The sequence below is a fragment of the Moraxella sp. CTOTU48268 genome, assembly GCF_032069585.1.
GTDB classification, from domain to species: domain Bacteria; phylum Pseudomonadota; class Gammaproteobacteria; order Pseudomonadales; family Moraxellaceae; genus Faucicola; species Faucicola cinerea.
This window is the reverse complement of sequence record NZ_DAMALV010000035.1, coordinates 1-10834: the sequence shown is the minus strand read 5'-3', so window position 1 is coordinate 10834 and position 10834 is coordinate 1. Positions and strand designations below refer to the sequence as shown.

Here is a 10834-nt window from a genome sequence, read left to right as displayed (position 1 = left end):
GGCAGGGATTCATCGCTGCTACCAGCTGAAAATTGGCGGGAAAGCGTACTTGAGAGTTGGCACGGCTGATGACAATTTCTTTGTTCTCGATGGGCTGTCTGAGTACCTCAAGCACCTTGCGATCAAACTCTGGAATCTCATCCAAAAATAACACCCCCCGATTGGCGAGCGTGATTTCACCGGGTTTGGGCGATGAGCCGCCACCCACGAGCGCCACTGCTGAAGTAGTATGATGGACTTGGCGAAAGGGACGTGTGCCGTAGTCATAATCACTGTTGGCAATCGAGTAAATACTGGCAACTTCAAGCGCTTCATGGTCGTTGAGCGGTGGCAAAATGGTGGGTAGGCGAGATGCCATCAAGGTTTTGCCTGTCCCAGGTGAGCCACAAAATAGTAGGGAATGTCCGCCTGCTGCCGCAATCTCTAGCGCACGTCTGGCTTGGTGTTGTCCTTTGACATCGGCTAAATCTAGCTGATAATTGACTGATTGGTAAGATGGCTTATGCTCGGCTTGGCTGAGTTGTTGCTCATTCATCAAGTGTTGGCACACAGCTTTGAGGGTATCGGCTTGCAACACCCTCACGCCATCGACTTTGACCGCTTCATCGGCATTGTCTTTGGGAACAATCAAGGTGCGCTGGTCAGCCTTGAGTGCACGTGATACTGCCAACGCCCCAGCAATGCCTCGTAAATCGCCATTGAGCGCCAATTCGCCAATAAACTCGTACTGCGCAAGCACGGTTTCATCAATTTGCCCGCTGGCTGCCAAGATGCCTATCGCAATGGGCAAATCAAGCCGTGCGCCATCTTTGGGTAAATCCGCGGGCGCAAGGTTGATAGTTAATCTGCGATTGGGAAATTGAAAACCCGAGTTGATAATTGCAGAGCGCACCCTATCTTTACTCTCGCGTACCGCAGCTTCAGGTAAGCCGACCATGGTGACTGCAGGCAATCCTTGCGATAAATGTACTTCAACCATCACGCTTGGCGCGTTTAAACCTACCACCGAGCGCGTATATACTTGAGCAAACGACATTTTTAAAATCCTTTTCCAACAACTTGGCGGCTACCTTGATACAAGACAGGCCGTTTTTTTATGGCAGCAACTAGACAATTTTTGATAAAAAACGACTGAATCATAGCATAATTCATCTGCTTTCTCATCATCGGCTATCTAGGATGACTATGTTATAATCACAACCAATATTCCGAGAATTTTATGCTACACGCTATACGAGACTATTATGACAGACCAAACTCGCCCTTTATCTGACAGCGAACTGCCCACCTTTGATCGTCCTGTCGAAATCATCGAAAATCCGTATGCCAATGCCAATCGTAGCTACACGACCCAAAGCCATTTGTTTAATGAAGCTATCATCAATAAATACAACCGCTCAGGTCCCCGTTATACCTCGTATCCAACCGCGCTAGAATTTACCCCCATTACTGACGGCATGGAAGCCCGCGTTTTGGCAGAAAAAGACCCACGGGTGCCAGTGTCCTTGTATTTTCACATCCCGTTTTGTCGCCACCTGTGCTATTACTGCGGCTGCAATAAAATCATTACCAAGAAAAACAGTGATTCAGGCGACTATTTAGCGTATCTTTTTGCCGAAATTCGGCATAAACGCAGCTTGATGCAAGGGGACCCTATCGTCGAACAAGTGCATTTTGGCGGTGGCACACCGACCTTTTTGACCGATGATGAGCTGGTCAAATTGTGGAACTTTTTGCAAACCCAATTTACTTTTAGCGATAAACCTACCGCTGATTATTCGATTGAAATTGACCCGCGAGAATTGCGCCCGACCACGCTTGAGATATTGCGTGGACTTGGGTTTAATCGGGTGAGTTTTGGTGTGCAGGATTTGCAAGAAAAAGTACAAATTGCCGTCAATCGCGTGCAGTCAGAAGAAATGATTCAAGGGGTGATGACGGAAGCTCGCCGCCTTGAGTTTCATTCTATTAATATTGACTTGATTTATGGGTTACCGCACCAGACGGTAGATAGCATGCTTAATACGGTTGAGCGCATCATCGCTATCTCGCCAGACCGTCTGTCTGTTTTTAACTATGCCCATTTGCCAGAGCGATTTAAAGGTCAGCGTCAGATTAATGAAGCGGATTTGCCAAGCCCTGCCGACAAATTGACCATGCTCGGTAATACCATCCACGCACTGACTGACGCAGGCTATCAATATATCGGCATTGACCACTTTGCCAAGCCTGATGATGAGCTGGCGATTGCACAACGTGAAGGCAAATTGCACCGCAATTTTCAAGGATATACCACGCATGGCAATTGTGATTTACTGGGGTTTGGGGTGTCGTCGATTAGCCAGATTGGTCTTCATATTTTGCAAAATCCAACGGATTTGAACGATTACCAAAATCTCATCAATGCGGGAAAATTGCCTGCGGTGAAGGTGATTTCTGCGCGCTTGCCTGATTTGCTGCGCCGTTATGTGATTATGAATCTGCTATGCCATGATTATATTGATTTTAAAGATGTGAATGCGCGCTTTAGCATTGACCCAATGACCTATTTTATTGATGAAATCCGCCAACTGGGCGAGATGCAAGCGGATAAACTCGTTGATATGGATGCCAAAGGCATTCGGGTGCTACCAAAAGGGCGGCTTTTGGGACGTAATGTGGCAATGGTGTTTGATACTTATTTGGCGAGTAAAGAAGGCAATCGCTTTAGTAAGGTGATTTGATTTGTTTTATTTATCAGTAAATATCTAGTATATTTATATTTACAAGTGATTTACTTGTATTTATACTATTACATACATTTAACTTAATGTATGGAGGTATAGTATGGATGGAAGAATTAATAGTGGTAGAGCTACTGCTAATAAAATGACACCTGAACAACGTAAGGAAAGAGCTTTAAAAGGTGTTGAGGCAAGAAAATATAAAGATAGTTTACCCAGTGCAAAATTTGATGGTAAGCTCAATATCGTTGACCTACAGCTTGATGTAGCTGTCTTAGATAATGAAAAGCGAGTGATTACTCAGCAAGCTGTTTGGAATGCATTAGATAGACCTTCAAGAGGAAACGCTAGAATCCCAAATACTCCAGTATTTATGGATGCAAAAAACTTACAGCCTTTTATCAGCGATGATTTAAAAGAAGTAATAAATAAAATCGAGTATGTTGATACAAAAGGTAATATTCAAAGTGGATATGATGCTACTATTTTGCCTTTAGTTGCCGATTTATATCTAAAGGCTAGGGAAAATCATGCTTTAACTAACAGACAATTAGATACGGCACTTAAAGCCGAGATATTAGTGAGAGCTCTTGCAAAAGTTGGAATAACTGCTTTAGTTGATGAAGCAACAGGTTATCAAGATGCAAGAGCAAAAGATGCGTTAGCCAAAATTTTAGAAGAATTTGTTGCAAAAGAATTGCAACCATGGCTGAAGACATTTCCCGATGATTACTATAAAGGATTGTTCAGATTGTATGATATTGAATATCCACCAGTTAAAGCTAATTTTAGACCTCAATTTTTTGGAAATATAACCAATAAAATTATTTATGATAGATTAGCTCCTGAATTATTGCCGGAGTTAAAAAAAATGGCTTCTAAGGAGCAGAAACGTGCAAGATTGCATCAATTTTTATCTGAAAATGTTGGACATCCAAAGCTAAGAGAACATTTAGCGTCAATAGTTACGTTAATGAAGATATCTAAAGATAAAGACCATTTTTTTGAATTAGTTGACACTGTTCATCCAGAGTTTGGTAAAACTATACCTATGGATTTTGGTAAATAATCATTTTTAGATATTTATAGGAATAAGAAAATGCACCAAATCCCCACCGACTTACTCAAAAAATCTGCCTACTGGCGCGAAGACATCCAGTTCACCCAAGAGGTACTCGGCAAGCCGTTTCACTTTACCAGCACTTGGGGAATTTTTTCGCCCGAAAAACTCGACGAGGGTAGCCTTATGCTGCTTGACTATATAGAGTTCAAAGACGATGACCACTCAATCGACCTAGGCTGTGGCTATGGCGTACTCGGTATGACTGCCGCCCGTGAATGCCCAAACGGACAGCATTTGCTCATCGACAAAGACTTTGTGGCGGTGGAATATGCCAAAATAAACTGCCAAAAAAACCATTTAAATAATGCCCAAGTTCAGCTATCCAATGGCTTTCGGGATGTTGAAAAAGACAAAAAATTTAGCCTAGTGATGAGTAACTTACCTGCCAAAGCCAGTAAAGAGCAGCATTATCTGTATTTGCTCGATGCCTACAATGCGATGGAAAGTGGCGCACGGTTCTATGTGGTGACCATCAACGGCTTGCGAGACTTTATGAAACGCTCATTTACCGAAGTGTTTGGTAACTCAGATAAAATCAAGCAAGGCAAAACCTATACCATCACCATGGCGGTCAAAGACTAACGCCCTTCAGCTAAATTCTCACCGTTTGGGTTTTTGATTTACTGTAGGCTCGTAACCGGATGTACAGGGTCTTGGTGACAGTGGCGACCACCTGATTTTGGTCATCAACCACCTGTACCTCATAGTTGCGGAACACCGCTTTACCATCCTTTGCTAAGGCTTTTATGGTATCGATTTCGGTGTCATCCAGGTGAAAATCAGCAAACACATCGCTTTTGCCCGCTTTAACAAAATCAATGCTCGCTGACTTATCCCATACCACGTACGCATTGCCCAACGCTTGCATCAACAAAATCATCAAAAATGGGTCGGTCATCGAATACAAACTGCCCCCAAACTGGGTGCCGACGATGTTTTGATTGAGTTTGTTTAAGGGTAAACGCACGCGAATATGATGGTTGGCGAAATCAAGGCTTTCAACACGGATACCCGCCCCAAAATATGGCGGATAAAAGTTAAAAAACTGCTTTAACAACTTGGGGTTATTAAAAGGATTAAGGTAGTCTTTGGCTTGAGATTGAAAGGTTTGGCTTAGCTTAGATAACTTGGATAACCTAGATAGCTTGGATAAATTGGATAGCTTAGATAACATGGCAGACTCGTTTTTAACATGAAAAAAGATATGGTACAACACGCCATTGGCAAGGCAACAATGCTATTGTATGATGGATACAACTGATAGCAAAGCGTGACAAACTAATGGCAAAAGGTAAAGCAAAAAATAACGAAGATGCAGCATTCTGGGAGGCGATTTTGGCTGAAAAAGCGCCATCGCCACCGTGTGAATTGTGTGGACGTGATGAAGTTGAATTAACCCAACATCATCTGATTCCCAAATCCCGCCACGACAAAGCCCGTACCAAACGCGAATTTAGCCGTGAGGAAATGAAAAACGACATCGCCATGCTGTGTCCTGCTTGTCATGCACAAGTGCATGAAGTGTTTAGCAACCAAGAATTATCCAGCTACTACCATACGGTTGAGCGGCTAAAAGAACATACCGAGATGCAAAAATTTATCAATTGGGTAAAAAAACGCCCAGCCGGGCAAACCATTCGCGTCAAAAGCGGGGGATCGGATTAAGACAATAACCACTTTTTAACCAACTTAGTATAGCGCGGCATCACCACATACACCATCATAAACACCACCAGTCCAGTGATAATCAATTTGGCAAGTAACGGTGTAGGGTGAACATTTAAAGCGTTAACAACTTGTTCGTACAGCCAAAAAATTACCGTGACCAGTGGAAAAATCGCTGACCAAGTCAGTAAAAACTGTTTCCAAGGTTTTGGCGTGGGTGGGGGCGAAACGTTGACCAAGTGTGGGTTTTGTGTCGGCAGTGGCTGAAATAAAAATTCTAACCCGCTTTGCACGTGATAGTTGTCATCATCTAGCAAATAAGGTTTGACCTCATCAATCAACTGGCGGCGTTCAGATGAAGCCAGCCATGTGTGCAAATGCTCAGCCGTATCAAATCGCAAAATCACGGTAAAGGTTTGGGTCTTGCCCGCTATCGGGGTGATGACATGGCGATCGATAAACCCTGCAAACGGCTTTGAAAGAGTATCAACCTTTTCGAGCCACATTTGATAATGCACATGGTGCTCAGGCTTGACCCGATGACTAATGATTGCCGTCGCGCCTTGACAGTTTATAGAGGTGGAATGAGGCGAGGACATTGAGTTAACCTTAATTACTAGATTGTATTATAGAAGCTGAAAAAAAGTTATTATCGTTTGTTCCAATATTTTTAAATCTTGAAAAATCTTTGTTTTTACAGATATATTTTTCGTAGCGTTCTTTAGGATATTCAAATTTTTCTTTGGTTTCTTTATTAGTTTTTATTCCATTAAAACCGATAGCGTGCTTACCCACATTCTTACCAGTGATGTTTTTCACAGATTCTTTAATAAATTCTTCAGAAGACATTATCCAAATTGTATCGAGTCGTTCTGAATAAAATACAAACCAATAGTTCTCCCGTAATTCATGTTTTAGAGCGGCAAAAAATGCACCGCTTCCCATGACTACGTCATTTGACCTAGCTTTAATTTGTACTTCAATAAAGCTACCATCCTTAAGTTTAATCACAGCGTCGATGGCATCATCATCTACCAATGGCAGATAGACATCCAAACCTGCTTTTAACATTAATCCAACGACCCAATATTCAATTCTTTTGCCAAATCCTGCAGAATGACGAAATGAAACAGACATACTTTATTCCAAAAGTTTGATAACCGACAAGCTTTGATAATATCAGTAAAAACCCCATAAAGGGCTAAATAGCTTGAATTTTTTTGAGAAACGCATGCCCAAAAACAAAACGCCCAGTATCGACCCTGCAACCATTGAAATTGCTGCAGCGACTGCCGACCGCAAAGCGCGATTGGATCACTTGATTAAGCGCCTGCCCAACTTACCAGGCGTGTACAAAATGCTCGGCAAAAATGGCGACATCATCTATGTGGGCAAAGCCAAATCACTCAAAAATCGCGTGAATAGCTACTTTGCCAAAACCATCGACCACCCCAAAACGCGGGCGCTGGTGCAACGTATCGACAATATCGAAACCATCATAACCCGCTCTGAGACCGAAGCGCTGCTGCTTGAGCAAAACCTTATCAAGCTACATCGCCCGCCGTACAACGTGCTACTGCGTGATGATAAATCCTATCTATACGTGTTTATCTCAGCCGATAAACCTTATCCAAGACTTGCCTATGGGCGCGGTAAAGGACAGCACCAAAAAGGCAGATTTTTTGGACCTTTTCCTTCGGCGCATGCCGCCAAGCAAACCTTGCTAATGATGCAAAAAATGTTTATGGTGCGCCAATGTACCAATGCATTTTTTGCCCAGCGTCAACGCCCTTGCCTAGAGTACCAAATCAAACGCTGTAAAGCGCCGTGTGTCGGACTGGTATCGCCCGAAGAGTATGCCGATGACGTCAACAACACCATTCGATTTTTAAAAGGTGAAGGCACGGATTTGCAAGTCAAATTGGTGGGTAAAATGGAGCAAGCGGCTGAAGACATGAACTTTGAACAAGCCGCCTTGTATCGCGACCAACTCTCGATGCTACGCGAAGTACAAGCCAAACAAGCAGTATATACGGTCAAAGGTGAAGCCGATATCATCGCCATTGCCAGTCAAGCGGGCATTATCTGTGTGCATGTCATGAATGTGCGTAATGGGCAGGTTTTGGGTGGCAACAATTATTTTCCTGATGTGGATAGCGAAAATGACATAGCGGATAACTTGTCTGAGTTTGTCATCTCATTTTATTTCCAAGTCAGTGATGATTTACCCGAAGAGCTGATTATAAGTCATGAGTTGCCCGACCAAACCGCGATAACAGAAGCCTTAACTGAAACCTTTGGCAAAAAGGTGACGATAAAAACCAAAGTCCGTGAGCAGCGCAATGAATGGCTCACCCTTGCCCAAATGAATGCCAACAACGCCCTACAAACCAAATTGGGCGATTATTTGGAAGTCAAATCTCGCTTTAACGCACTCAATGCGGTATTAAAAGAGGCGCTGCAAGGCAAATCGCTCGACCGTATCGAATGTTTTGATATCTCACATACCATGGGTGAAGCCACCATCGCCAGCTGTGTGGTCGCTGACCAAGGTGGACTGCGCAAACGCGACTATCGCCAATATGCCATTCATGGCATCACGGGCGGTGACGACTATGCCGCCATGAAGCAAGTATTAAACCGCCGCTATAGCAAACAGCCACTGCCAGATTTATTGCTGATTGATGGCGGTAAAGGGCAGCTTAATATGGCAAAAGACGTACTGAGCGAGCTGGGGATTTTACCCCAAACCTTGCTCGTCGGGGTGGCAAAAGGCGAAGGTCGCAAGGCTGGGCTTGAAGTACTGCATTTTATTGACCGTGAGCCGCTGGATTTGCCGGCTGATAGCAAGGCACTGCATTTGATTATGCATATCCGTGATGAAGCGCACCGCTTTGCCATTACCGCACACCGCAAAAAACGCGATAAACGCCGCTCAAGCTCAGTGCTAGAAGCCATCCCTGGGTTGGGGGAAAAAAGGCGCCGAGAGTTACTCAATCACTTCGGCGGCTTGCAGCAGCTGCTTGGCGCATCACAAGATGAAATTGGGCAAGTAAATGGCATTGGCAAGGTGATGGCCAATACCATTTATAAGGTGTTGCATGGCTGATATTAAATTTTTAGCCGTTTTGGATGAAACGGGTAGTTAACAATGATAATGACATGGCATTGTAACAATGGCAGAAATTTTTTTTAAATCAAGCGCAGCGGCGGATAGCGATATCTGCATGCACTGTGGCGCATGTTGCGCTAACTATCGGGTGTCTTTTTATTGGGCAGAAGGCGAGACACTCGGTATCCCCGAGCAGATGACGGTCAAAGTCAATGATTTTTATACCTGTATGAAAGGTACCGAAACAAAGCCGGTCAGATGCGTGGCACTCGCCGGCGAAGTTGGTAACTCGGTGGCCTGCCAAATCTATGATAAACGCTCAAGCACCTGCCAATCGGTACAAGTCGGTGACGAGCAATGTATCAAAGCCCGTCATCACTATGGGTTATCTAACGATATCTTTAGTCAAGTGCCTGTTTAATGGCTTTGTGATAAACGAACAGTCAGCTGTTTTTCCACTTCGGTTTTGAGCCATTGATTCAAATCCTCATTCATCAGCGTCATTGATTCGAGCAAATAGTTGTCGATATAGCCTTGCAGCTGTTTGACAATATCTTGTTTGATTTGTTCAATAGCGGGCGTGGTGGCGATAGATGGATTGTCAATATCGGCAAGTGGGTCAGTAACGCTCGTTTCATGGGTCAACACGGCCGCTGTTGGGTCATCAGCTAACGGCTCAGCAAAGTTATCAGCGGTATCAGTGTGATCAATGGCATAGACCATCTCACTGCGATGGCGCTCAATCGTGATATCGCTGGTTGCGGTATCCGTGGATTGAACTTGTTCATCTAGCTCGTGATTTGCAGCCTCGATTGAGCCAGTTGATAGTTGCGTCGCTTGTTGGGGAGGATTGCTTTGTTTTGCTAGATGCGCTTGTTTGGCAATGGCGCGTTCTTGCTCGAGTAGCGCAATGGCTGCGTCATCTTGAGCTTGGCGTTCGCGCTGTAGACGTTCTTCTTGTGCTTGATGTTCTTTTTCGTTTTCTTGTGTTAACTGTATTTGTTCAAGGCGCTGTTGTTCAAGATGTTCTGCTTCATGCCTTTCTTGTTTTAAGCGCTCAGCCTCAAGTCGTTGTTGCTCAAGGCGCTCTTTCTCCAAACGCTCGATTTCTAAGCGTTTGTTTTCTAACCGCTCTTGTTCTAGCCTGTGTTGTACCAATCTTTCTTGTTCTAGGCGTTGTTCTTCAAGCTCGCGCTCACGTGCTTGTGCTTGTAGTTTTTCTTGGTGGTCACGCTCGATAGCCAGTAATTCCTCGACTTTATCATGCAGATTAGGCACGCTAAACCGATACCCATCAAGGTCGGTATCGGGGTAAAGCAAGGTAACGATATCATCGAGTTCTTGAATAATGGCGTGTTTGACAGGGGTAGGAGTGGCAAGCCAGCGCTTTGAAAATTGGTGGGAGAAGGCAAATCCTGACATGAATGGTGTCCAGCGTTAAGGATGAAATAGGATAGCTTCATTTAACGAAAAAACGGCTACAATTTCAATAGCCGTTTTCAAAATTCACACCGTTAAAAGATTAATGAAAGGGTCAATGTTGTCATCACAGTGATTGCCATTTATCGTGACTGCCATTTGGCAAACAGCAGCGAGCCATTGGTACCCCCAAACCCAAAGCTGTTAGAAATCGCATGGGTTAAGTTGTCAACTTTACGGGCAGTATGCGGTACATAGTCAAGCTTGCACTCAGGGTCTTGATGATCCAAATTGATGGTCGGCGGCAATATTTGTTGCTGTAGCGCCTTAACAGTGAAAATCGCTTCGATACCGCCTGCAGCACCCAATAGATGACCGGTCATCGATTTGGTGGAACTTACTACCATGTTCTTACCAAAGATACCCGCAATCGCGCGGCTTTCTGCCACATCACCCGCTGGGGTACTGGTGCCATGGGTATTGATGTAGCCAACGTCACTGGGTGCAATGCCAGCATCACTCAAGGCGTGACGCATCGCCATAGCCGCACCTTCGCCATTTTCCGGTGGCGCAGTGATGTGACTAGCATCATCACTCATGCCAAAGCCGACAAACTCTGCCAGAATCGTCGCACCGCGCGCTTTGGCGTGGGCAAGGCTTTCCATTACCAGCACGCCTGCACCATCACCTAGCACAAAACCATCACGGTCTTTGTCAAATGGACGACTGGCCTTGGTCGGTGCATCGTTGCGCGTTGATAACGCTTGCATTGCTGAGAAGCCACCGATACCG

At 44.5% G+C, this 10834-nt stretch carries 11 protein-coding genes and 1 pseudogene; 6 read left to right on the top strand and 6 right to left on the bottom strand.

Annotated elements, in window-relative coordinates:
• Positions 1-979, bottom strand: a pseudogene (locus tag RT143_RS10130) (YifB family Mg chelatase-like AAA ATPase); the annotation flags it as partial.
• Positions 980-1244: 265 nt separating this feature from the next.
• On the opposite strand from RT143_RS10130, the gene hemN reads away from it, so the two are divergent.
• The 3 genes from hemN to RT143_RS10115 all read left to right on the top strand — a co-directional run bounded on the left by hemN (position 1245) and on the right by RT143_RS10115 (position 4428).
• On the top strand, positions 1245-2723 hold the full coding sequence (hemN, locus tag RT143_RS10125; RefSeq protein ID WP_313092850.1) for an oxygen-independent coproporphyrinogen III oxidase: 1479 nt from the start codon (positions 1245-1247) through the stop codon (positions 2721-2723).
• Positions 2724-2826: 103 nt separating this feature from the next.
• The gene (locus RT143_RS10120; RefSeq protein ID WP_248146751.1) at positions 2827-3792 is read left to right on the top strand and encodes a P63C domain-containing protein; all 966 of its coding nucleotides are present in this window, start codon (positions 2827-2829) and stop codon (positions 3790-3792) included.
• A 30-nt stretch (positions 3793-3822) separates the two neighbouring features.
• Positions 3823-4428 (top strand): class I SAM-dependent methyltransferase, encoded by a 606-nt coding sequence (locus tag RT143_RS10115; protein ID WP_313092848.1) that lies wholly within the window; start codon positions 3823-3825, stop codon positions 4426-4428.
• A gap of 10 nt (positions 4429-4438) precedes the next feature.
• Here RT143_RS10115 and RT143_RS10110 read toward each other — a convergent pair whose 3' ends face one another.
• Positions 4439-5020: a DUF4442 domain-containing protein gene (locus RT143_RS10110; RefSeq protein ID WP_313092847.1), complete on the bottom strand. Its 582-nt coding sequence runs from the start codon at positions 5018-5020 to the stop codon at positions 4439-4441.
• A 107-nt stretch (positions 5021-5127) separates the two neighbouring features.
• On the opposite strand from RT143_RS10110, the gene RT143_RS10105 reads away from it, so the two are divergent.
• Positions 5128-5511: an HNH endonuclease gene (locus tag RT143_RS10105; protein ID WP_239741176.1), complete on the top strand. Its 384-nt coding sequence runs from the start codon at positions 5128-5130 to the stop codon at positions 5509-5511.
• On the opposite strand, the gene RT143_RS10100 is transcribed toward RT143_RS10105, so the two are convergent.
• Together RT143_RS10100 and RT143_RS10095 are read right to left on the bottom strand one after the other, a co-directional pair.
• On the bottom strand, positions 5508-6110 hold the full coding sequence (locus tag RT143_RS10100) for a putative antibiotic biosynthesis monooxygenase (protein ID WP_313092845.1): 603 nt from the start codon (positions 6108-6110) through the stop codon (positions 5508-5510). The genes RT143_RS10105 and RT143_RS10100 overlap by 4 nt on opposite strands.
• Positions 6111-6120: 10 nt before the next feature.
• The gene (locus RT143_RS10095) at positions 6121-6648 is read right to left on the bottom strand and encodes a hypothetical protein (RefSeq protein ID WP_313092843.1); all 528 of its coding nucleotides are present in this window, start codon (positions 6646-6648) and stop codon (positions 6121-6123) included.
• A 94-nt stretch (positions 6649-6742) separates the two neighbouring features.
• Between RT143_RS10095 and uvrC the strand changes: the two genes are divergently transcribed.
• Both uvrC and RT143_RS10085 read left to right on the top strand, forming a co-directional pair.
• Positions 6743-8620, top strand: a complete 1878-nt coding sequence (uvrC, locus tag RT143_RS10090; protein ID WP_313092841.1) for an excinuclease ABC subunit UvrC — start codon at positions 6743-6745, stop codon at positions 8618-8620.
• Between the two features lie 67 nt (positions 8621-8687).
• Positions 8688-9044 carry a YkgJ family cysteine cluster protein gene (locus RT143_RS10085; RefSeq protein ID WP_313092840.1) on the top strand — a complete coding sequence of 119 codons (357 nt, stop codon included), beginning with the start codon at positions 8688-8690 and terminating at the stop codon, positions 9042-9044.
• Here RT143_RS10085 and RT143_RS10080 read toward each other — a convergent pair.
• Positions 9041-10045 carry a hypothetical protein gene (locus RT143_RS10080; protein ID WP_313092839.1) on the bottom strand — a complete coding sequence of 335 codons (1005 nt, stop codon included), beginning with the start codon at positions 10043-10045 and terminating at the stop codon, positions 9041-9043. The genes RT143_RS10085 and RT143_RS10080 overlap by 4 nt on opposite strands.
• Before the next feature lie 140 nt (positions 10046-10185).
• Positions 10186-10834, bottom strand: a 649-nt coding sequence (locus RT143_RS10075) for a beta-ketoacyl synthase N-terminal-like domain-containing protein (protein ID WP_313092837.1), incomplete at its 5' end; no start/stop codon positions are given.